The following is a 25275-nucleotide window of genomic DNA, read 5'->3' on the forward strand; positions in this document are numbered from 1 at the left end:
CCCTACCCTTCCCGTCCTCCAGGGGCTCCGCCCCTTCGACCCCGCCAGGGGGCTCCGCCCCCTGGACCCCCGCTCCTCAAACGCCGGAGGGGCTGATTTCAGCCCGTCCGGCGTTTGAGGACGAGGCCCGTTCAGGGCCGAAGCGGGGGTCTGGGGGCCGCAGGCCCCCAGGGACGGGAAGGGTAGGGGCGGCGGGGGCGAGAAACCCTGGCGGTCCCGCTAAAGCTCCCGCACCGCCCGGGCCACCCTCGTCCCCGCCGCCGCCCTCGGCCCGCTGTCCGGCGTCCGCCTGCGGGGGTGGACCGTGTTGGCCAGCAGGACGAGGAACGTGTCCGTCGCCGGGTCCAGCACCAGGGACGTCCCCGTGAACCCCGTGTGCCCCGCCGCACCCCGCCCCGCCAGCTCCCCCATGAACCACGGCTGGTCGACCGCGAACCCCAGCCCGGGCGGGCTCAGCAGCAGCTCCACGAAGTCGGGGCCGAGGACGCGCGCGGGGCCGTACGCGCCGCCGCAGAGCAGGGCGCGGCAGAAGACCGCCAGGTCGTGGCCCGTCGAGAACAGGCCGGCGTGGCCCGCGACCCCGCCCAGCGCCCAGGCGTTCTCGTCGTGGACGACGCCCCGCAGCATCCCCCGGTCCGACTTGGCCCACGGCCGCCGCTGGTCCTCCGTCGCCGCGGCGCCGGGGCAGGGGCCGAAGTGCGTCGCCGTCATGCCCAGGGGGCGGGTGATGCCGTCGTGGATCAGGACGTCGAGGGTGCGGCCGGTGATGCGTTCCAGCACGTGCTGCAGCAGCAACAGGTTCAGGTCGGAGTAGCGGTAGGTGCCGGGCACTCCCACCGGCGCCTCCGCCCGCAGCAGCTCCAGTCGCTCGGCGTCGTCGGCGCAGTCGTAGAGGGGGAGTTCGGGCCGTAGCCCGGAGGTGTGGGTGAGCAGCTGCCGTACGGTGATGCCGTGCCGGGCGGCGGCCCGGAAGTCCGGCAGATACGCCCCGACCCGCGCGTCGATGCCGAGGGTGCCGCGCTCGATCTGCTGGACGGCGGCGACCGAGGTGAAGAGCTTCGTGAGGGAGGCCAGGTCGAAGGGCGTGTCCACGGTCATCGGGACCCGGGAGCCGGGCGGCAGCTCGACGCCCTCGTCCGTCGCCGGGTCGTAGGACGCGTACCGCACCGCCCAGCCCACCGCCTCCTCGACGGCGACGTACGGGCCCCGCCCGACGACCAGCACCGCTCCGGCCGCCCAGGGGCGGGAGCCGGTGGTGAGGTCGTGGACCTCGCGGACGAGATGACGGATCTCCTCGGGGTCGAGTCCGGCCCTTTCCGGTGTGTCCCGGCGCAGCCTCGGCACGCTCAGCTGTCCGCTCCCTCCGCGCCCGCACGTCTGTTCCAGGGACGGCACATTCCCATGAAGCAGGCCAGCGCCACCAGTGCTGCGGCCAGTTGGACGACGGCCATCGGGACGGCGGTGTCCTCCCCGGCGACCCCGACCAGGGGCGAGGCGATCGCGCCGATGAGGAAGGAGGAGGTACCGAGGAGCGCGGAGGCGGAGCCGGCGGCCTGCTTGGTGCGCATGAGGGCCAGGGACTGGGCGTTGGGGAGGGTCACCCCCATCGCGGACATCAGGACGAAGAGCGCCGCGGCCACGGGGGCCAGCCCGACCTCGCCGAAGACGCCGAGGGACATCAGCAGCAGCGCCGTCGCGGCCAGGATGACGATCGCCAGGCCCGCGCCCAGTACCCGGTCCAGGCTGACCCGCCCCACGAGCACCTTGCCGTTGATCTGGCCGACGATCACCAAGCCGACCGAGTTGAGCCCGAACAGCAGGCTGAAGGTCTGCGGCGAGGCCCCGTAGATCTCCTGGATCACGAACGGCGACGCCGATATGTACGCGAACAGCGCGGCGAAGGCGAACCCGCCGGCCAGCGTGTAACCGGTGAAGGCGCCGTCGGCGAGCAGCCCGCGCATGGCGCGCAGCGCCTCGCCGACCCCGCCGCCGTGCCGGTCGGCCGCCGGCAGGGTCTCGGGGAGCTTCCACCAGACGAGCCCGGCGAGCAGCACTCCGACGACCGTGAGCACGACGAACACGCCCCGCCAGTCCGTCACCCGCAGGATCTGGCCGCCGATGAGCGGCGCCACGATCGGGGCGGCCCCCGAGATCAGCATGAGGGTCGAGAAGAAGCGGGCCATGGCCACGCCGTCGTACAGATCGCGTACGACGGCCCGCGCGATCACGATCGCCGACGCGCCCGCGAGGCCCTGCGCCAGCCGGAAGGCGACCAGGGACTCGACGGTGGGCGCGAACGCGCAGAGCACGGTGGCGACGACGTACACGGCCAGGCCCACGAGCAGCGGGCGTCTGCGGCCCCAGCGGTCGCTCATCGGGCCGACCACCAGCTGCCCGAGCGCCATGCCGGCCAGGCAGGCGGTGAGCGTGAGCTGGACGGTCGCGGCGGGCGCGTGCAGGGATCTGGTGACCTCCGGGAGGGCGGGGAGGTACATGTCCATCGCCAGCGGGGGCGTGGCGGTCAGGCCGCCGAGGACGAGGGTGACCAGGAGGCCGGTGCGGCGCAGGGAGCGGACGGGCGGTCGCTCTGTCTTCGGTACGGCTGTCTGCGGCACGTCCGGTGCCGGCCCCCCACGGTCGCCCATGCGCCCCTCCCTCTCCGAGTGATCCGCACTCTATGCTCTCAGCTCGTACTGAGTGCCGAGGGTCACATGAGCGAGGGGTGGGGCCGCAGTGGCGGAACGAAGCGTACGGTGGGGGATCCTGGCGACCGGCGGGATCGCCGCCGCCTTCACGGCGGACCTGATCGACCTGCCCGACGCCGAGGTGGTCGCGGTGGCCTCCCGGAGCCAGGGCTCCGCGGACGCGTTCGCGGAGCGGTTCGGCGTACCCCGGGCGTACGGCGACTGGAACGCGCTCGCGCAGGACGCGGACATCGATGTCGTGTACGTCGCCACTCCGCACGCGGCGCACCGCGCCGCCGCCGGGCTCTGCCTGGAGGCCGGCCGCAACGTGCTGTGCGAGAAGGCGTTCACGCTGAACGCGCGTGAGGCCGAGGAACTGGTCGCGCTGGCCAAGGCACGCGGGAGCTTCCTGATGGAGGCGATGTGGATGTACTGCAATCCACTGGTCCGGCGGCTCAAGGCGCTGGTGGACGACGGCGCGATCGGCGAAGTGCGCCACATCCAGGCCGACTTCGGGCTGGCCGGCCCGTTCCCGCCCGCGCACCGGCTGCGCGACCCGGCGCAGGGCGGCGGCGCGCTGCTGGACCTCGGCGTGTACCCGGTCTCCTTCGCCCAGTTGCTGCTCGGGGAGCCGTCGGACGTCGCGGCGCGCGCGGTGCTGTCCGCGGAGGGCGTGGATCTGCAGACGGGCGCCCTGCTGTCCTGGGACGGCGGCGCCATGGCCTCGGTGCACTGCTCCATCGTCGGCGGTACGGCGACCTCCGCCTCCGTCACCGGCTCGCTGGGCCGGATCGACGTGCCGCACGGCTTCTTCTTCCCGGACCGCTTCGTGCTGCACCGCGACGGCCGTGACCCGCAGGAGTTCACGGCCGACCCGGCGGACGGGCCCCGGGGCAGCCTCAGGCACGAGGCCGCCGAGGTGATGCGCGCTCTGCGCGCCGGTGAGACCGAGTCCCCGCTGGTCCCGCTCGACGGCACGCTCGCCGTGATGCGGACACTCGACGCGATCCGGGACCGCGTCGGCGTCCGCTACCCGGGCGAGGCCCCCGACGGGGACATCGCACCCGAGGCGCCCGAGCTCACGCCTGCTTGAGCCCCGGCGCCCCCGCCTCCGTCACGAAGGACCCGGCCGTCGTGAGCGCCGCGCCGGGCGTGGTCACGTACGGCACCGTCTTGAAGTCGGCCCGCGCCAGCTCCCGCCCCAGGGCGACGGTCACGTAGCCGCGCCGCCCGTTGTAGAACTTCAGGTGGGGGTTGGCCTTCATGTACGTGTCCCAGTTGGCGGGCTTGTCGATGCCGTCCCGGCCGCTGGCGACCGAGGTGGCCGCGATCTCCGTGCCGAGGGTGGCGGAGTCGGGGTCGTCGAAGTCGTCCTTGATGTCGAAGCCGTACCCGACGTGCACGTCACCGGTGAGCACCATCAGGTTCTCGACACCGGCGGCCTTGGCCCCGTCGAGGATCCGGCGGCGGCAGGCGCGGTAGCCGTCCCAGGCGTCCATCGACACCCGTGACGGCGACGTGAGGTCGAACTTCCGCTGGGAGAAGATCACCTGCTGGGGTACGACGTTCCACAGCGCCGTCGAGGAGAGCCATCCGTCGAGCAGCCACTCCTCCTGGGCCGCGCCGGTCATCGTGCGCGCCGGGTCGTCGATGTCCGGACCCGGGACCTTCGCGCCGTCGCCGTACGCCTGGTTGGAGCGGTACTGCCGGGTGTCCAGCACGTCGAACTGCGCGAGCCGGCCCCAGTGCAGGCGCCGGTAGAGCCGCATGTCCGGGCCGGCGGGCTGCTGCCGGAGCCGCAGGGGCTGGTTCTCCCAGTAGGCGCGGTAGGCGGAGGCCCGGCGCAGCAGGAACTCCTCCGGCGGGACGCCGTTCTCGGGGGTGTCGTCGGCGTAGTTGTTCTCGGTCTCGTGGTCGTCCCAGGTGACGACGAAGGGGTGCGCGGCGTGCGCGGCCCTGAGGTCGGGGTCGGTCTTGTAGAGGGCGTAGCGCAGGCGGTAGTCCTCCAGGGTCGTCGTCTCGCGGTTGAAGAGCGCGGGCAGTGTGCGGTCGGTGTAGTGGCGGTAGCCGCCGACGGAGTTGACGGCGTACTCGTACAGGTAGTCGCCGAGGTGGAAGACGACGTCCACGTCGTCCTGCGCGAGATGGCGGTACGGCGTGTAGTAGCCGTCGGTGTACGCCTGGCAGGAGACGGCCGCCAGGGTGAGCGCGCTCGCCGGGCTGCCCTTCGCCGGGGCGGTGCGGGTGCGGCCCGTCTCGCTGTGCCAGGTGCCGGCGCGGAAGCGGTAGTAGAAGACGCGGTCCGCGTCGAGCTGGTCGACCTCGACATGGACCGTGTGGTGGAACTCCGGGTGTGCGGTGGCGGTGCCACGTCTGACGATCTTGCTGAACCGCTCGTCCTCGGCCAACTCCCAGTCGACGCTGACCCGTTCGGCGGGCAGTCCGCCGTCGGGCTCGAACGGGGCCGGGGCGAGGCGAGTCCACAGCAGGACGGAGTCGGGCAGCGGGTCGCCGGAGGCGACACCGAGCGTGAAGGGGTCGTCGGGGATCCGGCGGGCGTCGAGCCGGGCGGCGCTCGCCGCGCCCGCGGCCGGCAGGTGCACGGCGAAGGCGAGCGCGGCGGCGGCGCCGGTCAGGCTCAGAAAGCGGCGGCGGCCGATGTGGCGGGCGGCCGCTCTCAGTTCGGGGGCGTGCTGGGGCAGGTGTGTTGTGATTGTCATACGGTCCTCCCCTGACCGATGGATGCATGAGCCATGGGAGCGGTCGGGGACGACACTCGCTTGGCGCGTACACAACACCCAGATGGCGGACGGATGAGTTCCGAATGGCGGACCCTCCCGTACGCTGCGACCCCATGGACGACACGCAAAGGGACACGAGGATCGCCGTGGTGACCGGCGCGGGCTCCGGCATCGGCCGTGCGGTCGCCGTGGAGCTGCTGCGCGCGGGCTGGTCGGTGGCGCTGGCGGGACGGCGCATCGAGACGCTGGAGGAGACGGCGGGGCTCGTACCCGGCGGCGCCGCGCTCGCCGTACGGACGGACGTGTCACGGCCGGAGGACGTGGCCGCTCTATTTGCCACCACGGTGGAGCGGTTCGGGCGACTCGACCTGCTGTTCAACAACGCGGGCACGTTCGGGCCGGGCGGGGTGCCGGTCGAGGAACTGTCGTACGACGCCTGGCGGCATGTGGTGGACACCAACCTCAACGGGGCGTTCCTGTGCGCGCAGGCGGCGTACCGGCAGATGAAGGAGCAGGACCCGCAGGGCGGCCGGATCATCAACAACGGCTCGATCTCGGCGCACACGCCCCGCCCGCACTCGGTGGCCTACACCGCGACCAAGCACGCGCTGACCGGCCTGACCAAGTCGCTGTCGCTGGACGGGCGGCCCTACCGCATCGCCGTCGGCCAGATCGACATCGGCAACGCGGCGACCGACATGACGTCCCGCATGCAGACGGGCGCCCTGCAGGCCAACGGCTCGGTGGTGCCCGAGCCCGTGATGGACGTGGCCGACGTGGCGCGGACCGTGCGGCACATGGCGGAGCTGCCGCTGGAGGCGAACGTGCAGTTCGCGACGGTGCTGGCGACGGCGATGCCGTACGTGGGGCGCGGCTGAGCCAGCCGCGGCACCTCACCGCCTCCACAACTTGCACAAGTGGAATTCAAAGTTCCACTACATCGCGGCCGGTGGGCGGCTTATGCTCGGATGCACCTGCACCAGAGCTTCACATGTGGAGCAGTGGGCTTCCGTCGGCCACACCGAGGGGGGACGCGGCAGCCGTTCCACGACACCGGGTGGGGGGACCTCGCGTGGGACCGCGAGGTGCACACCGGTGCGTGGAACGGCTGCCGCGTGGGCATGAGGGCGGTGCTCAACGACCTCCTCGGCCCCTGAAATGCGATTAAGCCTGGCCGGTCTCGAAACGGGAGATCCTGCCGTCGTCCTCGACCTCGAAGTGCCACCGGGTGCGCATCTCGCCCCAGGTGTCGTTGCGGTAGGACGCGAGGAGGTCGCGGCCGTTGTTCGACTCGTTGTCGACCTCCAGGTGACCGTGCGAGGTGAAGATCTCCCGGTCGATCCAGTCGGTGAGGTCGCGGTCGGTGCCGTCGTCCGCCATGGTCGCGCCGGGCGCGAGGATCTTCATGAAGCCCTCGCGGTCATGGGCGTTGACGGCGGTGACGAAGGCGCGGACGGACGGGTCGCTGAGTCTGGACGTCTGAATCGTCATACCGGTCAGCGTCACATCGCCCCCGACGCCCCGCCACCCGAACGGCGGCCAGGGCAGGCCGGGCGGGTGTCGTCGGTGCGACGGTGGATACGCGGAGGGGATCTGATCCTGCTGTCTGTTCCGGGAGCCACCGTGAGTGCTTACGACCGACGTGATCTGGGCCTGCTGTTGCTCCGGCTGGGTACCGGCGGGGTGCTGGCCGCACACGGCACACAGAAGCTGTTCGGCTGGTTCGGCGGACACGGCATCGAGGGGACCGGCCAGTTCATGGAATCGGTCGGCTACCAGCCCGGCAAGGTCAGCGCGACGGCCGCGGGCCTGGCGGAGGCCGGTGGCGGCACGCTGCTCGCGCTGGGCCTGGCGACACCGGCGGCGGGTGCGGCGGCGGCCGGCGGGATGGCGGGAGCGGCCACCGTGCACGCCCCGAACGGCTTCTTCAACCAGGAGGGCGGCTACGAGTACGCGGCCACCCTCGGCCTCGCCGCGACGGGCCTCGCGATCGCGGGCCCCGGCCGCCTCTCCCTCGACCACGCCCTCGGCCATGTCTTCGACCGCGGCTGGATGGTTCCCACGGCCCTCGCGGCGACGGCCGCGGTGACCGCGCTGGTCGTGGGGGCACGGAACAAGCGGCTGGACAGGGCCGAGAAGGAGGAGGCGGCGGAGGAGCAGTTCGACGAGCAAGAGGCTCTGTTCGGGGAGTAGGAGCCGGGTTCGGGGAGTAGGAGGCTTCGCGCGGGGAGTCAGGACGGCTCCTCCGCCGAGTGGGCGGCTGTGTGCCAGGCTGCCCGCATGACTCAACAGGCCGCCCCCTCCGCCGACACCGACACCGACACCGACACCGCGACCACCGCCGCGACCTCCGCCGACCTGTGGGCGTCCATCGACGACCTGTGCGCCTGGCTCGACACCAACCGGCCGACCGGCGGCGAGGAGGGCATGCTGCTGCGCATGCTGAAGCTGTCCGAGGAGGTCGGCGAGGTCGCCGAGGCGGTGATCGGGGCGACCGGGCAGAACCCGCGCAAGGGCGTCACCCACACGTGGGAGGACGTCCAGGGCGAGCTGTGCGACGTGGTGATCACCGCACTCGTCGCCCTGCGGACGCTGACCCCCGACACCCGTGAGGTCTTCACCCGGCATCTGGCCCGGGTGAAGGAGCGCTCACTGGGTTCGGTGTCCTGACGGGCCGCCTCAGCCTCAGCACGGTCCCCTCACCGTTCGCCGACAGCAGCAGCGTGCCGTCCGGGGCCGGCGCCAGTCCCGCGAACCGGCGGGCCATGCCCGGCATCCCGTTCGCGAAGAGGGCGGGTTCCGTACGCGGTACGGCTCCGGGCGGCGGCCCGACCGGCAGGTCCTCGGCGTCGGTGCGGATCTCCCCCGTCGTCAGGGACACCGCGCGCAGCCTGCGCCGCCCCGTCTCCACCGTGAACAGCTCGTCGCCGAGGACCGCGAGGCCCTGCGGCCCGTCCAGCCCGTCCACCACGACCGACGGCGGCCCGTCCGCCTCGATCCGCAGCACCGCGCCGCGCCGCTCGTCGGTGACGTAACAGCGTCCCTCGGCGTCGAAGGCCACGTCCACGGGCTGCTGGAGCCCGTCGGCGAGCACGGTGAGGGCATCGTTCGCGTCGACGGCCACGACCCGCCCGGCGTCCGACTCGGCGACGACCAGCGAGCCGTCCGGCGCGACCGTGATGCCGAGCGGCCGCCGCAGTCCGCCGGCCCGTTCCCGCGTGGTCCCGGCCCGCAGGTCGTACGTCTGGACCTGGCCGAACTGCGAGGTGAGGTGCAGGAGTTCGCCGTCGGCCGCGATGCCGTGCGAGAAGTGCAGCAGGGAGTGGGTGGTGACGGTGCCCTCCCGAGAGGGCTCTGGGGTCGCGATCCGGTAGTGGTCGGCGGCGTACACCCTGCCGCCGAGGTCGATGGTCACGCCGTACGGTCCGTCGAGTCCGCGCGGCACGATCTCGCGGGTCCGCCCGTCGGGGTGCAGCTCGGTGACGCCGCCGCTGGCGTAGCTGGAGACGAACATGCGGTTCCCGGCGTCGAAGGCCGCGTTGTCCAGCCCGACGACCCCGCTGGTGACCAGCGTCCGCGAGCCGCTGCCGTGCAGGTCGATACGGGTGACGATGCCCTCCGGGCCCCGGGACAGGACGTGCAGCACCCCGCCCTGGTCGAACCGTACGGCGACCGGCTGGTGGACGTCGTCCGCGACCACCTCGGGCGTCCCCCCGTCCGGCGGGATCCGCCAGACCTGGCCGGTCAGCAGGGGGTTCTGGCCGCTCATCATGTGCGGGTAGTAGAGGTAGCCGTCCGGGCCGCGCTGCATCGCGTTGCCCAGGGCGAGCCCTTCGGTGAGGACCACCGGGTCGCGGCCGTCGGGGAAGAGCTCCAGCAGCCGGCCGTCGGGCTTCATCTCGTTGACGAACAGCCGGTCGCCGACGCAGGTGATGCCGTTGGGGTTGGCCACCTCCCCGGAGACGAGCGTGTACTCCCCCTGCGGGCTGCGCCGCCACACCCGCCCCGGCACCAGGTCGGCGATGTACATCGAGCCGTCCGCGCCGAAGGCCAGGTCGTCCGGCGACTGCACGGGACCGTCCATCGGCACGACCACCTCGACGTCCCCGGTGCCCGGGTCGACAGCGCTGATCTGCCCGGCGAGGAACTGGGCGACGTACAGCCGCCCGTCCGGCCCGAACGCGACGCCGTTCGAACCCCACAGCCGATTGGGCGGGTTGAGCCGCTCGACCGCCCACCGGGCACTGCCGGCCTGCCGTTCGCCGGTCGCGTCGTACCTGCTCGTCCGCCCCATGCCCGTCACCCCTCGCCCTCCGCCAGCACGTCCCGCATGCCGCCCTCCGCACGCCAGCGCCGCAGCAGTTCGTGGAAGGCGACCGGTCCGTCGCCGTACGCCTCGCTGCGCTCCCTGGGGCTGCCCTCGTTGTTGTAGTAGCCGGGGGTGCACTCGGCCTGGAACTTGTGGAGGTCGGCCGCCTTCCGGCGGATCGTCGCCACCCAGGCGTCCTGGGCCTCGGCGGTCGGCTCGACGTACCGGGACTGCCGCTTGCGCGCCTCGGCGACGATCTCGGCGACGTGCGTGGCCTGCTCGTCGAGGATGTGGACGTAGTTGACGGAGGCGGCGTTCTGCAGCGAGCCGAGCAGGAAGAGGTTGGGGAAGCCGCGGGTGGTGAACCCGTGCAGGGTCTTGAGGCCCTTGGTCATCCAGGTCTCCAGCAGACCGGCGCCGCCCCGCCCGTACACCGGGAGCCTCCCGGACAGTACGCCCGACCTGCCGACGTCGAAGCCGGTCGCGAAGATGATGCAGTCGACCTCGTACTCCGTCCCGCCGACCACGACGGCGTTCTCCGTAATCCGCTCCACGCCGTGGGTGTCGGCGGTGTCGACCAGGGTGACGCCCGGCCGGTTGAAGGTCTGCAGGTAGGTGTCGCTGAACGTGGGCCGCTTGCACATGTAGCGGTACCAGGGCTTGAGCTTCTCGGCGGTCTCCGGGTCCTCGACGATGGCCTCGACACGGGCGCGCAGCTCGTTCATCTTCTGGAAGTCGGCGATCTCGTAGGCGAGTTCTCGCTCCTCGGCCGGGACGTCCGCGTAGGCGTTGGTCGGGATGAGCTTCTCCTGGAGCCGGGCGGTGGACGTCCAGCCGTCGTTCACCAAATCCTCGCCGGTACGGACGCCGGTGACGACCTTCAGGAAGTTGTCCCGGCGCTCCCGCTGCCAGCCGGGTTCCAGACAGTTCGCCCACTGCGGGTCGGTGGGCCGGTTGCCGCGCACGTCGACGGAGGACGGGGTGCGCTGGAAGACGTACACCTGCGCCGCGTCGGCCCCGAGGTGCGGCACGACCTGGATGGCGGTGGCGCCGGTGCCGATGAGGGCGACGCGCTTGTCGGCCAGCTTGTGCAGGCCGCCGTTCGCGTCACCTCCCGTGTAGGCGTAGTCCCAGCGGCTGGTGTGGAAGGTGTGCCCGCGGAAGGTCTCGATGCCCGGGATGCCGGGGAGTTTGGCCTCGCTGAGCGTGCCGCCGGCGACGACGACATAGCGCGCCCGCATCTCGTCGCCGCGATCGGTGCGGACCACCCACTCCGACTCGCCGTCGTCCCAGCGGAGCTCGGTGACCTGGGTCTGGAAGCAGGCGTGGTCGTACAGGCCGAAGCGGCGGGCGATGGCCTGCGCGTGCTCGCGGATCTCCTCGCCCGGCGCGTACTTCCACTTCGGGACGTAGCCGAGCTCTTCGAGCAGCGGCAGATAGACGTACGACTCGATGTCGCAGTGGATGCCCGGGTACCGGTTCCAGTACCAGGTCCCGCCGAAGTCCCCGCCCTTCTCGATCACCCGGATCTCCTGGACGCCCGCCTGCCGCAGCCGCGCCCCGGCGAGCAGCCCGCCGAACCCGCCACCGACGACCACCGCCTCGACCCGGTCGTGCAGCGGCTCGCGGGTGAACTCCGGGTCGGCGTACGGGTCGGCGTCGTACGCGCCGAACTCCCCGGCGAGCTGCCGGTACTGCGCGCTGCCGTCGGGCCGGATCCGGCGGTCGCGCTCGGCGCGGTATCTGGCGCGCAGGGCTTCGGGGTCGAAGTCCAGTTCCTGGGCCGGGTCCTGCTTCAGACTCTTCGGCAGGTCCCGTTTCAGGTCCTCGGCCAGGTCCCGTTCCAGTTCCTTCGTCAGTTCCTTCGTCAGTTCCTTCGTCAGGTCCTTCGTCAGGTCCTTCGTCAGGTCCTTCGTCAGATCCTGCGGCTCGGGCATGGGCGGCTCTCCTCGGTCGCGGGGCCGGCCGTGGAAGGGCCGGGACAGGGGAAGTCGGGCCCAGTACAGCGAACCGGGCTGACAGCTCCCAGACATATCCCGGACACCTGATCGATGTGGTCCAGGACACAAGCGGCTGACGGAGGGGGCCGGCCGCGGCAGCCCTACGGCCGTGTCGCTCGGCCCAGCCAGTAGCCGAAGCCCCGCCGGGTGTGGATGAGCGCCGCCTGCTCCCCGTTCACCTTGCGCCGCAGCCGCGACACGAGCCGCTCGACCGCGCCGTCGGTCGGCGGGTCGTCCCAGACGTGCCGCCCGATCTGCTCCTTGGACAGCACGCGTTCGGCGTTCAGCAGCAGGCAGCGCAGCAGGCGGTACTCCGCGGGCGTGAGCTCGATGGTGCGCTCGCCGCGCCGCGCCCGGCGGGTGGCGTCGTCCAGCACCAGGTCGCCGTGGCGCAGGGCTCCGTCCCATCCGGCGGGCGCGTTGCCTCGTACCAACTGCCGGGCCCGCGCGAGGACTTCGGCCACCCGGCCCGGCGCCCGGCTCGTCGGTCCGTCGCCGCCGGGGCCGTCCCCGCCGGGGCCGCCACCCCCGGGCATGCTGCCCAGGAACTCGCCGCCGCCGGTGAGGAGCAGTACGGCAGGACGGCCTGGGGCGAGGAAACAAGGGCAGCTCTTGAGCTCCGCCACATCCGGCAGGGTCACGTCGAGGATGACCAGATCGAACCGGCGCCCGGTGAGCAGGACGGCCGCCTCGGTGGCGCAGTCGACCACGACGGCCCGGTGGCCGGCGAGCTCCAGCATCGCGGAGAGCGGCTCGGACGTATGGGGATCACCGACGACGAGCAGGACATCCGGTACCGCGTCGGTCGACGGCGGCTTCGGCATACGGCCACTCTACCTGCGGGTTGCGTGAGGCAAGTAAACACCGGCGAGGTCCCGCCACAGCCGGAGCAAACCCATGCGACGGACGCGCCGCCCTCCCCCGTAGAGCAGACGACGGACAGTCGTCTGCAGGGAGGGGAACATACCGTGGCAGGGCACGGAGTCAGAGCAGTCCGAGGTACGGCGGCCGCGGTGGCGGCGATGGTGGCGGTGACCGCCTCACAGGCGCCCGGAGCTGTCCCGGCACGCGCCGCGGCGCCGGCACCGAGGCAGGCGTCCGCCGCGCACGGACCCAGCATCTCCGGCGACACCCCGTACCGCACCGAGCTGCCGCCGCTGCGGGCCGGAAAGGCCGACGGCACGGACGAGGCACCGGCGCAGGCGGGCGCCGCGCTGCCGGCGAGCGTGTTCGCCGCGTACCGGCGGGCCGAGGAGCGGCTCGCGCGCGAGGCGCCCGGCTGTCGGCTGCGGTGGCAGCTGCTGGCGGCGATCGGGCAGGTGGAGTCGGGGCAGGCGCGGGGCGGCCGGGTGACGTCGGACGGTACGACCGTGACGCCGATCCTCGGCCCCCGGCTGGACGGCGTGGCCTTCGCGCTGATCCGGGACACCGACGGCGGCGCCCACGACGGGGACACGGCGTACGACCGCGCGGTCGGGCCGATGCAGTTCATCCCGTCGACCTGGGCCCGCTGGGGCGCGGACGGCAACGGCGACGGGCGTACGGATCCGAACAACGTCTTCGACGCGGCGCTCGCCGCCGGGCGCTATCTCTGCGCGGGCGGGCGGGACCTGTCCGACGCCGCCGACCTCGACCGGGCGATCCTCGGCTACAACCACTCGGCGGCGTATCTGCGCACGGTCCGGGCCTGGTACGCGTACTTCCTGGACGGGCACCGGGTGGTGCCGGACGGCTCCGCCGGCTCCTCGGCACGGCCCGAGGCGTCGCGGTCACCCTCGAAGCCGAAGAAGGAGGCTTCCCCGACGCCCTCCGCACGCCCGGCCGCCCCGCCGTCGCGCACCCCGTCGCCCCCCGACGCCGCACCGGCCCCCACCCCGTCCCGTCCGTCCGCCGAACCCACGCAGACGGCGGAGCCGCAACTTCCGCTCCCCGGCTCCGACATCGAGCTCCCCGGCGACGACCTGCTGTCCAGCGGTGCCCCACTGACCAGTAACAGCGCGGACTCGATGACCGCCACCCCCTCCACAACCGCCGATACTCGGCGGTAATGTCGCGCCCCACCGGACGGAACGAAACCGGTGGGGTGAAGCGCGAAGGGGCCCTCATGGCGACGGACATGCCTGCGGACATGCCCGCAGAGACACCTGTGGAGATGCACGCCGCCGACGAGCGTTGGCGGCGCATGTGGAGCCACCGCGAGCAACTGCTCAAGGTGGCCCGGCGCAGGTCGATGAGTGCGGAGGACGCCGAGGACGCGGTGCACGAGGCGATGCTGCGTGCCGCGGAACGCCCCGACCTGGACGACGAGCGGCTCGCCGCGTGGCTGACCACGGTCACGATGCGGCTCTGCGTCGACCGATACCGGCAGGTCAACCGCGAGGCCGAGGTGCGCACGAGCCCGACCCTCGTCGCCCCCGGCCCCGTCCCGGTCGAGGAGGCGGTGTGTGACCGCGCCGAGGCGAAGTGGCTGGCGGTGCGCAGTGGTGAGCTGCCCGCGCGGCAGGCGGAGGCGCTGCGGCTGAAGTCGGAGGACCTGGACGTCGGGCAGGTCGCGGTGCGGATGGGGCTCAGTTACCGGACCGTCGAGTCGCTGCTGGCCCGGGCGCGGCGGACGCTGCGGCAGTCGCTGGCCGCCACGCTCGGGTTCGCGCTGTTCCTCATCGGGTGGGGACGGCCGCGCGGCGGCGGCAGGGTGCACGCCGTGGCGGTGGCTTCTACGGCGGCGACCCTGGCAGTGACGGGGTTCGTCCTGCCGTACGCCCTCGACGGGAACGGGGACGGCGACGGCACGGCACCTCGGCCCGCCGTCGCCTCGCCGGGCGACGCGGAGGCGCTGCGGCCCGGCGGCAGCGGTGACGGCCGTACACCTCGGGGGAACACCCCCACGGCCACCTCGGGCGACCGGGGAGCGGCCGACTCCCCGGCGGCCGAATCGTTCCTCCCGCTGTCCGTCCCGCCCTTGCCGGACGTCCCGGCGTCCCCCCTCCCGACGCTGTCCGCCCCGGAGGTCCCGGCGGTACCGGACGTGCCGGAGGTGCCGGACGTGCCGGAGGTGCCGGACGTGCCGAACCTGCCCGACATCCCCGGCCTGCCGACAGAACCCCCCGTCGACCCGACGGCCACAACGACACTCCCGGACCTCCCCACCGCCGTACCGTCCGCCTCCCTCCCTGTGCCGACGGCGAGCGCACTGCCCTAGCAGGGGACACACGCCCGTAAGTCCGCCGGAGGCCCCGGGCGTCCCGCCGGTCCCCCGAGACGCCGGACGTGCCGGACCTGTCCGAGGCCCCGACCTGCCGGTTGAGCCCTCCGACGTGCCGACCACCACGGCGGCGGTCCCGGACCTCCCCACCGCCGTACCGTCCGCCCTCGCTCCTCCGCTGCCGTCCGAGAGCGCACTACCGCGGCCCGGCACACACGACCGTAGGTTCGCCGGAGGCCCCGGGCGTCCCGCCGGTCCCCCGAGACGCCGGACGTGCCGGACCTGCCCGAGGCCCCGACCTGCCGGTTGAGCCCTCCGACGTGCCGACCACCACGGCGGCGGTCCCGGACCTCCCCACCGCCGTACCGTCCGCCCTCGCTCCCCGTACCGTCCTCCTCCGTCCCCGCGACGACGGCGAGCGCGCTGCCGTAGCCACGGCCTACGGCTGCCGCAACCACGGCCATACGGCTGCCGCACTCACGGCCATACGGCCGCCGTACCCACAGGCCTACGGCCACCCCAGCCGCGCGGATACGCCCGCAAGCCACCCCAAATCCCCCACCCCGAAACCTGCCCGAAAAAAATCCGCCCCGGAAACGACGGACGCCCGTCCCCTCCTCGTAGAGCAGATGTCGGAGCTGCTGCACGGCTGAAGGGTGGACCGGATGGGTGTCGAGATCTGTGTGGAAGGGCTGACCAAGTCCTTCGGTCACCAGGTCATCTGGCAGGACGTCTCACTGACGCTGCCCGCCGGGGAGGTCTCGGTCATGCTCGGCCCCTCGGGCACGGGCAAGTCGGTGTTCCTCAAGACGCTCGTCGGACTGCTGAAGCCGGAGCGCGGGTCGATCACGATCCAGGGCCGGGACATCACCAAGCTGCGCGAGCACGACCTGTACGAGGTGCGCAAGCTCTTCGGCGTGCTGTTCCAGGACGGCGCGCTGTTCGGCTCGATGAACCTGTACGACAACATCGCCTTCCCGCTGCGCGAGCACACCCGTAAGTCCGAGAGCGAGATCCGGCGCATCGTGCTGGAGAAGATGGACATGGTCGGGCTGATCGGCGCCGAGGAGAAGCTGCCCGGTGAGATCTCCGGCGGGATGAGGAAGCGGGCCGGGCTGGCCCGGGCGCTCGTCCTCGATCCGGAGATCATCCTCTTCGACGAGCCGGACTCGGGCCTCGACCCGGTCCGCGTCGCCTATCTCAACCAGCTGATCGTCGATCTCAACGCGCAGATCGACGCGACCTTCCTGATCGTCACGCACGACATCGCCTCGGCCCGCCAGGTCCCGGACAACATCGGGCTGCTGTTCCGCCGCGAGCTGGTGATGTTCGGGCCCCGCGAGGAGCTGCTGACCAGCGACGAACCGGTCGTACGGCAGTTCCTGAACGGCCGGATGCAGGGCCCGATCGGCATGGCGGAGGAGAAGGACGCCGCCCAGGTCGAGCAGGAGCTCGCCGCCCTCGGCGACGGCGGCAAGGACACACAGTCTCCCGGCAGCCAGGCCATGACTCCCCGCCTGCTGCCGGGGCCGGGCATCCCACGGCCACCGCGCTGGGAGGCGATCGCCCGGCGCGAGGCCGCGCTGCACCAGAAGGCGGTGGCCGGCGCATGAGCCTGTCCCCGATCGGAGCGCTGCGGCACTCCGGGAGCCTGTTCGCGATGGCGCTGGACGTCGTCCGGACCATCCCCCGACGGCCCTTCCAGGCAAGGGAGTTCATCCAGCAGGCGTGGTTCGTCGCGAGCGTCACCATCCTGCCGACGGCGCTCGTCTCCATCCCCTTCGGAGCCGTCATCGCGCTGCAGATCGGCAGCCTGACCCGGCAGCTCGGCGCCCAGTCCTTCTCCGGCGCCGCCTCCGTGCTCGCCGTGCTGCGCGAGGCCTCGCCGATCGTCACCGCGCTGCTGATCGCGGGCGCCGGCGGCACGGCGATCTGTGCCGACCTCGGGGCGCGGAAGATCCGCGAGGAGATCGACGCGATGCAGGTGCTGGGCATCGACCCCATCCACCGCCTCGTCGTACCCCGCGTGCTGGCGTCGATGCTGGTGGCGGTGCTGCTCAACGGCCTGGTGTCGGTGGTCGGCGTGGCGGGCGGCTACTTCTTCAACGTCGTCCTGCAGAACGGCACCCCCGGCGCCTACCTCGCCTCCTTCACCACCCTCGCCCAGCTCTCCGACCTGTGGGCGGCCGAGGTGAAGGCACTCGTGTTCGGCGCGATCGCCGGGATCGTCGCCTCCTACAAGGGACTGACCGCGAAGGGCGGCCCGAAGGGCGTGGGCGACGCGGTGAACCAGTCGGTGGTGATCACCTTCATGTTGCTGTTCGTGACCAACTTCGTGATGACCGCGGTGTACTTCCAGGTCGTCCCGCAGAGGGGTTAGGAGGTTCAAACGATGAGACAGCCGATGAGACTTCTCGATCGCCCTCTGCGCTCCCTGGAAGCACTGGGCACCCAACTCTCCTTCTACGGCCGCTCCCTGGCCTGGACCGGCCGCACCCTGCGCCGCTACAAGAAGGAGATCCTGCGCCTGCTCGCCGAGGTGAGCTTCGGCCGTGGCGCGCTGGCCGTCGTGGGCGGCACGGTCGGCATCATCGCCTTCCTGTCCTTCTTCACCGGCACCGAGGTCGGCCTCCAGGGCTACGCGGCCCTCAACCAGCTCGGCACCTCCAACTTCGTGGCGTTCCTCTCGGCGTACTTCAACACCCGCGAGATCGCCCCGCTGGTGGCGGGACTCGCGCTCTCGGCGACCGTGGGCGCCGGGTTCACGGCCCAGCTCGGCGCGATGCGGATCAGCGAGGAGACGGACGCCCTGGAAGTCATGGGCGTGCCCTCGCTGCCGTTCCTGGTGACGACGCGGATGATCGCCGGGTTCGTCGCGGTCATCCCGCTGTACGTGGTCGGCCTGCTGTCCTCCTACCTCGCCGCCCGGACCATCACCACCGGCTACTACGGCCAGTCCGCCGGCACCTACGACCACTACTTCCAGCAGTACCTGCCCCCGGTGGACGTGCTGTGGTCCTTCGGCAAGGTGCTCGTCTTCGCCGTCCTGATCATCCTGGTGCACTGCTTCTACGGCTACTACGCGAGCGGCGGCCCGGCGGGCGTCGGCGTCGCGGTGGGCCGCGCGGTGCGGACCTCGATCGTGGCGATCAACGTCCTGGACTTCTTTCTGTCGTTGGCGATCTGGGGCGCCAACACGACCGTACGGATCGCGGGGTGAGCCGCCGGATGAAGGTGCTGAGACTGCGGTTGTACGGCGTGGTGTTCCTGGCCGTACTCGCGCTGCTGCTGTCGTTGTCCGTGGCCGTCTACCGGCAGGCCTTCACGCCGGTCGTGCGGATCACCCTGGAGGCCGACAGCCTGGGCAACCAGCTCGACCCGCAGGCCGACGTCAAGCTGCGCGGGCTGCTGGTCGGCGAGGTGCGCGAGGTGCACGCCGACGGGACGAAGGCACGGCTCGACATCGCGCTCAAGCCGGAGCACGTCGCGCACATCCCCTCGGACGTGCACGCCCGCCTGCTGCCCAAGACGCTGTTCGGCGAGAAGTACGTCGACCTGGTGCCGCCCGCCGGCGCCGGCTCCTCATCGGCGCGCCCGATCCGCGCCGGTGACGTCATCACCCAGGACCGCACCCGCGTCGGCATCGAGGTGCAGCAGCTGCTGAACGACCTGATGCCCCTGCTCCGGACGGTCCAGCCCGGCAAGCTCAACGCCACCCTCTCCGCCTTCGCCGGCGCCCTCGAAGGCCGCGGCGACCGCATCGGCGACAACCTCACGCGCCTGGAGGCCTACCTGCGCCGCCTCAACCCCCACCTGCCCTCCCTCACCGAGGACATCGCCCGCTTCGCCGAGGTCGCCGAGATCTACGGCGACGCGGCACCCGACCTGATGGAGATCCTGCGCAACACCGTCACCACCAGCCGCACGCTCGTCGAGCAGAAGGACCGGCTGGCGGCGGCGCTGAGGACCACGGCCACCGTCGCCGGCACCGCGGAGGACTTCCTCGACACGAACGGCGACCGGATGATCACCCTCGGCCGGGTCTCCCGCCCGACACTGGAGCTGTTCGCCCGCTACTCCCCCGAGTACCCGTGTCTGATGGCCGGTCTGGTCCGCCAGGAGAAGGCCTCGGAGGAGGCGTTCCGGGGCGGAAAGATGCACATCACGCTGGAGGTCGTACGGCCGCAGGGGGCGTACGAGCCGGGTGAGGAGCCGCGCTACGGCGAGCGGTCCGGGCCGAACTGCCATGGCCTGCCGCATCCTCGCGTGCCGGCACCGGGCGTCCATCTCAACGACGGCTCCAAGAAGCTGAGTGCGTCCTCCGGTCCGCCCGGCGTCTCCGCCACCCGGTCCGAGCAGCGGGCGGTCGGCTCGCTCGTGGCCCCGGTCCTGGGCGTGCCCGCCGACGAGGTGCCGCCCGTCACGACGCTGCTGTTCGGGCCGCTGGCGCGCGGGACGGCGGTGAGTGTGGCATGAGCCGTACGAAGTCCAGGGGTGCCCAGCAGACGGCCGCCCCGCTGGTCAAGTTCAGTCTCTTCGCGGTGGTGACCGTGCTGGCGACAGCGCTGCTCGCGGCCACCATCGTGAACATCTCCTTCACCCCGGAGCATCGCTATCGCGCGGTGTTCAGCGACGTCACCGGCCTGGAGGAGGGCGACGACATCCGGGTGGCCGGGGTGCGGGTCGGCGAGGTCGAGGACATCCGGATCAAGGACCGGACGCTGGCCGAGGTCACCTTCACGGTCAGCCAGAACCGGCCGCTGCTCACCTCCACGGGCGCGGTCATCCGGTACCGCAACCTCGTCGGGCAGCGGTACGTCGCCCTGACCGAGGGCGCGGGCGACGGCACCCGGCTGCGGCCCGGCGCGACGATCCCGCTGTCCCGCACCCAGCCGGCGTTGGACCTCAACGCCCTGCTGAACGGCTTCAAGCCACTGTTCGCCGCGCTCAGCCCGAAGGACGTCAACCAGCTCGCCACCGAGATCATCAAGACCCTCCAGGGCGAGGGCGGGACGGTCAACAGCCTCCTCGCGCACACGGCGTCGCTCACCTCGACCCTGGCCGGCCGCGACAAGCTGATCGGCTCGGTCATCGACAACCTCAACACGGTGCTGGGCACCCTCGACAAGCGGGGCGCCCGCTTCTCCGGCCTGCTCAAGCAGCTGCGCCGCGTCATCTCGGGCCTCTCCGCCGACCGCAAGCCCATCGGGCAGTCGCTGGTGAGCATCGGCGACCTGACGGAGGCCACCTCGGGGCTGCTGAAGGACGCGCGCCCGCCGCTCAAGGACGACATCGCCGAGCTGACCGAGCTCACCGGAACGCTGAACGACAACGAGAAGACCGTGGAGGGCGTGCTGAAGCGGCTGCCGAACAAGCTCAACGAGCTGACGGGGACGGCGTCCTACGGCTCGTGGTTCAACTTCTACCTGTGTGACTTCGACGGCCGGATCGTGCTGCCGAAGACGGACTCCGGGGCACCGCAGGTGCTCACGCCCGAACTGCACGTGGCGAGGGCGAGGTGCGGGGCATGAGCCGCAGGAACCGCCCGGAGCCGCTGTTCAAGGTCCGTGTGGAGCCGCCTCGCATACGGCTCCCGCGCATCCGCCGCCCGCATCTGCGCCCCTTCCGCGAGCGCAACCCCGTGGTCATCGGCGCGGTCGGCCTCACCGTCCTCGCGCTGCTGACGGTGGCCGCCTTCAACGCCGACCGGCTGCCGGTCATCGGCGACGGCGAGACGTACAGCGCGGCCTTCGCGGAGGCGGGCGGGCTCAAGCCGGGCGACGAGGTGCGGATCGCCGGCGTCAAGGTCGGCAAGGTGGAGGAGGTCGACCTGGACGGCGACCACGTCAAGATCACCTTCAAGATCAAGGGCGAGCCGGCCTTCGGCACGGACACCGGTGCCTCGATCCGGGTCAAGACCATCCTCGGCGCGAAGTACCTGGCCCTGCACCCCAAGGGCCAGGGTCAGTTGGAGCCGGGCAGCAAGATCCCGCTCGGGCGCACCGTCTCCGCGTACGACGTCGTACAGGCCTTCAGCGACCTCACCACCACGACGGAGGAGGTCGACACGGACCGCGTGGCGAAGGCCCTGGACACGATCTCCACCACCTTCGAGGACTCCCCGGAAGAGGTACGGGCGTCCATCAAGGGCCTGTCGCAGATCTCCCGGACGGTGGCCTCCCGCGACAAGGCGCTGCGCGAGCTGCTCGACCACGCGAACGGCGTCACGGAGGTACTGGCCAACCGCTCCGAGGACTTCACCACGCTGGTCAAGGACGGCGACAAACTGCTCAAGGAGATCAGCAAGCGGCGCGAGGCGATCCACAAACTGCTGAAGAGCTCCGCCGCGCTCGGCATCCAGCTCTCCGGCCTGGTCCAGGACAACGACAAGGAGATCGGGCCCGCGCTCAAGGGCCTGAACCGCGTGGTGGACATGCTCGAACGGAACCAGTCCAGCCTGGACAGGAGCATCAAGCTCCTCGCCCCCTATGTGCGGCTCTTCACCAACACCCTCGGCAACGGCCGCTGGTTCGACTCCTATGTGCAGAACCTGGTCGCCGCTCCGGTGGTGCCGCGGACGCGGACGGGAGGTGCGCGGTGAGCACCCCCTGGAGGAAGCGCCTGGCCCTGCTGACCGTACTGACCCTCGTCGCCGGGCTCACCTACGTGCTGTGGCCGCGCCCCGAGCCGGTCCGTGTCACGGCGTACTTCCCGCGCACGGTCGGCATCTACCCGGGCTCGGACGTCCGCGTGCTGGGCGTGCGGATCGGCGAGGTGAAGGAGATCAGGCCGGAGGGCGGCCGGGTGCGGGTCGAGCTGGAGTACGACGCGGGCCGCAAGGTGCCGGCGGACGCGCAGGCCGCGATCATCAACTCCTCGGTGGTCAGCGACCGTTATGTGCAGCTGCTGCCGGTGTACCGGGGCGGTCCGGTGCTGCGGAGCGGGGACGAGATCCCCGAGTCGCGTACGGCCGTACCCGTCGAGCTGGACCGTATCTTCGACAGCCTGCACACCACGGCCGAGGCCCTCGGCCCGGACGGCGCGAACAAGGACGGCTCCCTGTCCCGGCTGCTCGGAGTGAGCGCGGACAACCTGGACGGCCAGGGCAAGAACCTCCACCAGACGGTCGAGGACCTCTCCGAGGCGGTCGCCACCCTGTCCGACGGCCGCACGGACCTGTTCGGCACGATCCGCAACCTCCAGGTCTTCACGGCGGCGCTGGCGGCGGACGACAAGAGCGTGCGGTCGTTCAACAGCAGCCTGGCGGAGGTCGCCGAGCAGCTGGCCGGCGAGCGCGAGGAGCTGGCGGCGGCGCTGAAGAACCTGGGCACGGCGCTCGGTGACGTGTCGGCCTTCGTGAAGAAGAACAAGAAGTCGCTGACCTCGAACGTGGAGGGCCTCAGCAAGGTGACCAAGGTGCTCGTCACGCAACGGGCGGCGCTGGAGGAGCTGTTGGAGGTGGCGCCGACCGGCATGTCGAACCTGAACAACGCCTACAACCCGTCGGCCGGCACCCTCGACACCCGCAACAACCCCGATCATCCGCAGGATCCGGCGTCGCTGCTGTGCTCCGTGCTGCGGACGACGGGTGACGAGGGCGGCAAGAACCCCGACTGCACGGAGCTGAGGGAACTGTTCGACTCCCTGCCGGAGGTGCCGCAGGGCCCCGCGGTGACGGGGACGGTCGACCGGACGCTCGGCGGAATTCTGGGGGCGAGCGCATGAGGGCCGAGCGCATGAGGGCCGAGCGTAAGAGGGCCGAGCGTGTGACGGGGCTGCGCAGGTCCGGGGTGGCGGCGTGGGCGGCGGTCGGTTCGCTGCTGCTGACCGGCTGCGAGTTCAACGGCTGGTACGACGTCCAGCTGCCGGGTGGTGCGGCGGCGGACGGGAACGCGTACCACGTCACCGTCGAGTTCCGCGACGTACTGGACCTGGTGCCGCAGTCGGCGGTGAAGGTCAACAACGTGACGGTGGGCGCGGTCGAGAAGGTGGAGCTGGACGGCTGGCACGCTCGCGTGCACCTGCGCGTCGCCGACTCGGTGAAGCTGCCCGGCAACGCCATCGCCGAGCTGCGCCAGACCAGCATGCTCGGCGAGAAGTACGTGGCGCTGTCCAAGCCGGTGGGCAACGCCCCGGTCGGCCGGCTCGCCGACGGCGATGTGATCCCCCTGTCCCGCAGCGGTCGCAACCCGGAGATCGAGGAGGTGCTGTCCGCCCTGTCCGCGCTGCTCAACGGCGGCGGGGTGGCCCAGCTGAAGACGATCACGGTGGAGCTGAACAAGGCGCTGGAGGGCCGGGAGAACAGAGTGAAGGCCCTGCTCAAGGAGCTGAACACCTTCCTGGGCGGCCTGGACGAGCAGAAGGAGGACATCGTCCGGGCACTGAAGGCCGTGGACCGGCTGGCCAAGCGGCTCGGCAAGGAGAAGGAGGCCATCGCCGAGGCGGTCGACACGATGCCGCCGGCCCTGAAGGTGCTGGCGGACCAGCGCCGCGACCTGACGAGGATGCTCACGGCCCTGTCCAGGCTCGGTGAGACGGGTACCAAGGTGGTCAACGCCTCGCACGACGACACGGTCGCCAACCTGAAGCAGCTGCGGCCGATCCTGCAACAGCTGAACAAGGCGGGCAGCGACCTGCCCAACTCCCTCGAACTGCTGACGACCTACCCGTTCCCGCGCAACGCCGTGGACGCCATCAAGGGCGACTACGTCAACCTGCACATCACGGCGGACCTGGATCTGACGGGCATCTACGGCAACCTGACGGACGAGCCGGGCGGCGGCGCGGACGGCAACGGGGACCCGGAGGGCCCCGAGCTGCCCGGGACCCCCGGCCTGCCGGACGTACCGGATCTCCCGGAGGTGCCGGGCGTGCCGACACCCACGGCGCTGCCGAGCCGCCCGGGCGTGCCGTCTCCCTCGGCTCCCTCCGGGGGCGGCGGCGACCTGCTGTGCCCGCCGGTGTGCACCGCCGGCTATGCGGCGGGGGGCGGCTGGCCCGAGGGGATCAACCTCGAACTCGCCGAGCTCATGCTGAAGGGGGTCCAGCCGTGATCACCCGTACGGTCAAGATCCAGCTGCTGGCCTTCGCCACCATGACCGCCGTGGGCGTCTCCTACGTGGGCGCCGAGTACACGGGGCTGGTGGACGCCGCCCTGGACCGCGGTTACACGGTCCGCGCGGACTTCGCCGACTCCGGGGGCGTGTTTCCCGGCGCCGAGGTGACGTACCGCGGGGTGCCGGTGGGGAAGGTGGGCGCGCTGCATCTGACAGGTTCCGACGGCGTTTCCGTGGCCCTGGACATCGAGGACGGGGCGCCGCGCATCCCCGCGGACACGCTGGCGGTGGTGGCCAACCGTTCGGCGATCGGCGAGCAGTACGTCGACCTCCAGCCCCGCACCTCCCACGGCCCCTACCTCCTCGACGGCAGCACGATCCCGCGCGAGAGCACCCGCGTGCCGCTGCCGACGACGGACCTGGTCCTCAGCCTGGACCGCCTGGTCAACTCGGTGGGCAAGGAGGACCTGCGGGTCACGGTCGACGAACTGGGCGAGGCGTTCGCCGGAACCGGCCCGAACCTGAGCCGGCTGGTGGACTCCGGCAACGGGCTGATCGAGTCGGCGTCGGAGGCGCTGCCGGAGACGATCTCGCTGATCGAGGACTCCCGGAAGGTCCTGAAGACCCAGGCGGACCAGGGCTCGTCGATCAAGTCGTTCGCGCGCGATCTGGCCGCCCTCACCGCCCAGGTGAAGGCGAGCGACGGGGACCTGCGCAAGCTGATCGGCAACGCGAGGCCGGCGGCCCAGGAGGTGAACTCGCTGCTGAAGTCGTTGGGGCCCGAGCTGTCGGTCCTGCTGGCGAACCTGATCAGCGGCGGCCAGGTGACGCTGGCCCGGCTGCCCGGCGTGGAACAGGCGCTGGTCACCTTCCCGGTGATGGTGGCGGGCAGCTACACGGTGGTCCCCGGTGACGGCACGACCCACTTCGGCATGGTCGTGAACGCCGACGACCCGCCGGCCTGCACCCAGGGCTACGGCACGGCGCGCCGCGATCCCGCGGACACCAGCACCCGCGAGGCGAACACCAAGGCCCGCTGCACGCTGCCGCGCGGGAGCGAGTCGTCGGTGCGGGGCGCGCAGAACGCCCCGGGCGCGTCGGCCGCCTACGGCGGCGCTCGGCAGACAGCGCACATCACGCCGTACGACCCGGAGACCGGCACCACCACCGGCCCGGACGGCAGGGCCGTCGAGATCGGCTCGACGGGCGGCCAGCAGGCCGCGTTCGGAAAGGAGTCGTGGCAATGGCTGCTCGTTGGCCCGATGGCATGAAAAGCATGAAAA

General features: G+C 71.7%; 22 protein-coding genes. 15 read left to right on the forward strand and 7 right to left on the reverse strand.

All coding sequences use genetic code 11. The features are described 5' to 3' along the window. Window positions 1–219 precede the first annotated feature (219 nt). Both AQI70_RS02930 and AQI70_RS02935 read right to left on the reverse strand, forming a co-directional pair. Window positions 220–1395, reverse strand: coding sequence for a serine hydrolase domain-containing protein (locus AQI70_RS02930; RefSeq protein WP_062143604.1), 1176 nt, complete (start codon window positions 1393–1395; stop codon window positions 220–222). Next, window positions 1347–2645: a multidrug effflux MFS transporter gene (locus AQI70_RS02935; RefSeq protein ID WP_062143606.1), complete on the reverse strand. Its 1299-nt coding sequence runs from the start codon at window positions 2643–2645 to the stop codon at window positions 1347–1349. The genes AQI70_RS02930 and AQI70_RS02935 overlap by 49 nt, the downstream gene beginning before the upstream one ends. 88 nt (window positions 2646–2733) lie before the next feature. On the opposite strand from AQI70_RS02935, the gene AQI70_RS02940 reads away from it, so the two are divergent. Next, a complete protein-coding gene (locus AQI70_RS02940; protein WP_062143609.1) occupies window positions 2734–3777 on the forward strand; it encodes a Gfo/Idh/MocA family protein in 1044 nt (347 codons plus the stop codon). Here the strand turns inward: AQI70_RS02940 and AQI70_RS02945 are convergent. Then, window positions 3764–5404 carry an alkaline phosphatase D family protein gene (locus AQI70_RS02945; RefSeq protein ID WP_062143612.1) on the reverse strand — a complete coding sequence of 547 codons (1641 nt, stop codon included), beginning with the start codon at window positions 5402–5404 and terminating at the stop codon, window positions 3764–3766. The genes AQI70_RS02940 and AQI70_RS02945 overlap by 14 nt on opposite strands. 134 nt (window positions 5405–5538) lie before the next feature. Between AQI70_RS02945 and AQI70_RS02950 the strand changes: the two genes are divergently transcribed. After that, on the forward strand, window positions 5539–6303 hold the full coding sequence (locus tag AQI70_RS02950) for an SDR family oxidoreductase (RefSeq protein WP_062144992.1): 765 nt from the start codon (window positions 5539–5541) through the stop codon (window positions 6301–6303). A gap of 286 nt (window positions 6304–6589) precedes the next feature. Here the strand turns inward: AQI70_RS02950 and AQI70_RS02955 are convergent, their stop codons facing one another. Then, window positions 6590–6916 carry a hypothetical protein gene (locus AQI70_RS02955; RefSeq protein WP_062143615.1) on the reverse strand — a complete coding sequence of 109 codons (327 nt, stop codon included), beginning with the start codon at window positions 6914–6916 and terminating at the stop codon, window positions 6590–6592. Between the two features lie 132 nt (window positions 6917–7048). On the opposite strand from AQI70_RS02955, the gene AQI70_RS02960 reads away from it, so the two are divergent. Beyond that, window positions 7049–7618 carry a DoxX family protein gene (locus AQI70_RS02960; protein ID WP_062143618.1) on the forward strand — a complete coding sequence of 190 codons (570 nt, stop codon included), beginning with the start codon at window positions 7049–7051 and terminating at the stop codon, window positions 7616–7618. Window positions 7619–7705: 87 nt separating this feature from the next. Further along, entirely contained in the window at window positions 7706–8095 is a 390-nt protein-coding gene (locus AQI70_RS02965; protein ID WP_244181434.1) for a MazG-like family protein, read from the forward strand. Here the strand turns inward: AQI70_RS02965 and AQI70_RS02970 are convergent. The 3 genes from AQI70_RS02970 to AQI70_RS02980 all read right to left on the reverse strand — a co-directional run bounded on the left by AQI70_RS02970 (window position 8043) and on the right by AQI70_RS02980 (window position 12558). Then, window positions 8043–9719: an NHL repeat-containing protein gene (locus AQI70_RS02970; RefSeq protein WP_107116913.1), complete on the reverse strand. Its 1677-nt coding sequence runs from the start codon at window positions 9717–9719 to the stop codon at window positions 8043–8045. The two genes, AQI70_RS02965 and AQI70_RS02970, sit on opposite strands and share 53 nt — an antisense overlap. A 5-nt stretch (window positions 9720–9724) precedes the next feature. Next, window positions 9725–11671 carry a flavin-containing monooxygenase gene (locus AQI70_RS02975; RefSeq protein ID WP_079051121.1) on the reverse strand — a complete coding sequence of 649 codons (1947 nt, stop codon included), beginning with the start codon at window positions 11669–11671 and terminating at the stop codon, window positions 9725–9727. A 164-nt stretch (window positions 11672–11835) separates the two neighbouring features. Further along, a complete protein-coding gene (locus tag AQI70_RS02980) occupies window positions 11836–12558 on the reverse strand; it encodes a response regulator transcription factor (RefSeq protein WP_062143626.1) in 723 nt (240 codons plus the stop codon). A 198-nt stretch (window positions 12559–12756) separates the two neighbouring features. Here AQI70_RS02980 and AQI70_RS02985 point away from each other — a divergent pair, with 198 nt between their 5' ends. The 11 genes from AQI70_RS02985 to AQI70_RS03035 all read left to right on the forward strand — a co-directional run bounded on the left by AQI70_RS02985 (window position 12757) and on the right by AQI70_RS03035 (window position 25263). Next, window positions 12757–13782, forward strand: a complete 1026-nt coding sequence (locus AQI70_RS02985) for a lytic transglycosylase domain-containing protein (RefSeq protein WP_062145010.1) — start codon at window positions 12757–12759, stop codon at window positions 13780–13782. Between the two features lie 56 nt (window positions 13783–13838). Next, window positions 13839–14933 (forward strand): sigma-70 family RNA polymerase sigma factor, encoded by a 1095-nt coding sequence (locus tag AQI70_RS02990; RefSeq protein ID WP_062145013.1) that lies wholly within the window; start codon window positions 13839–13841, stop codon window positions 14931–14933. A 668-nt stretch (window positions 14934–15601) separates the two neighbouring features. Further along, a complete protein-coding gene (locus AQI70_RS02995) occupies window positions 15602–16549 on the forward strand; it encodes an ABC transporter ATP-binding protein (protein WP_062143630.1) in 948 nt (315 codons plus the stop codon). Beyond that, the gene (locus tag AQI70_RS03000; RefSeq protein WP_062143633.1) at window positions 16546–17316 is read left to right on the forward strand and encodes an MlaE family ABC transporter permease; all 771 of its coding nucleotides are present in this window, start codon (window positions 16546–16548) and stop codon (window positions 17314–17316) included. Before AQI70_RS02995 ends, AQI70_RS03000 begins: the two co-directional genes overlap by 4 nt. Window positions 17317–17340: 24 nt before the next feature. Next, a complete protein-coding gene (locus tag AQI70_RS03005; protein WP_062143636.1) occupies window positions 17341–18156 on the forward strand; it encodes an MlaE family ABC transporter permease in 816 nt (271 codons plus the stop codon). Between the two features lie 8 nt (window positions 18157–18164). Then, window positions 18165–19412 carry an MCE family protein gene (locus AQI70_RS03010; protein ID WP_062143639.1) on the forward strand — a complete coding sequence of 416 codons (1248 nt, stop codon included), beginning with the start codon at window positions 18165–18167 and terminating at the stop codon, window positions 19410–19412. After that, window positions 19409–20467: an MCE family protein gene (locus AQI70_RS03015; protein ID WP_062143641.1), complete on the forward strand. Its 1059-nt coding sequence runs from the start codon at window positions 19409–19411 to the stop codon at window positions 20465–20467. The genes AQI70_RS03010 and AQI70_RS03015 overlap by 4 nt, the downstream gene beginning before the upstream one ends. After that, on the forward strand, window positions 20464–21537 hold the full coding sequence (locus AQI70_RS03020) for an MCE family protein (RefSeq protein ID WP_425264596.1): 1074 nt from the start codon (window positions 20464–20466) through the stop codon (window positions 21535–21537). Before AQI70_RS03015 ends, AQI70_RS03020 begins: the two co-directional genes overlap by 4 nt. Before the next feature lie 20 nt (window positions 21538–21557). Continuing rightward, window positions 21558–22661: an MCE family protein gene (locus AQI70_RS03025; RefSeq protein WP_062145019.1), complete on the forward strand. Its 1104-nt coding sequence runs from the start codon at window positions 21558–21560 to the stop codon at window positions 22659–22661. Between the two features lie 11 nt (window positions 22662–22672). Continuing rightward, on the forward strand, window positions 22673–23989 hold the full coding sequence (locus AQI70_RS03030) for an MCE family protein (protein ID WP_244181435.1): 1317 nt from the start codon (window positions 22673–22675) through the stop codon (window positions 23987–23989). Then, window positions 23986–25263, forward strand: a complete 1278-nt coding sequence (locus AQI70_RS03035; protein ID WP_062143645.1) for an MCE family protein — start codon at window positions 23986–23988, stop codon at window positions 25261–25263. The genes AQI70_RS03030 and AQI70_RS03035 overlap by 4 nt, the downstream gene beginning before the upstream one ends. The last annotated feature ends 12 nt before the right edge of the window (window positions 25264–25275 follow it).

It is taken from the genome of Streptomyces curacoi, from assembly GCF_001513975.1.
Taxonomy (GTDB): domain Bacteria; phylum Actinomycetota; class Actinomycetes; order Streptomycetales; family Streptomycetaceae; genus Streptomyces; species Streptomyces curacoi.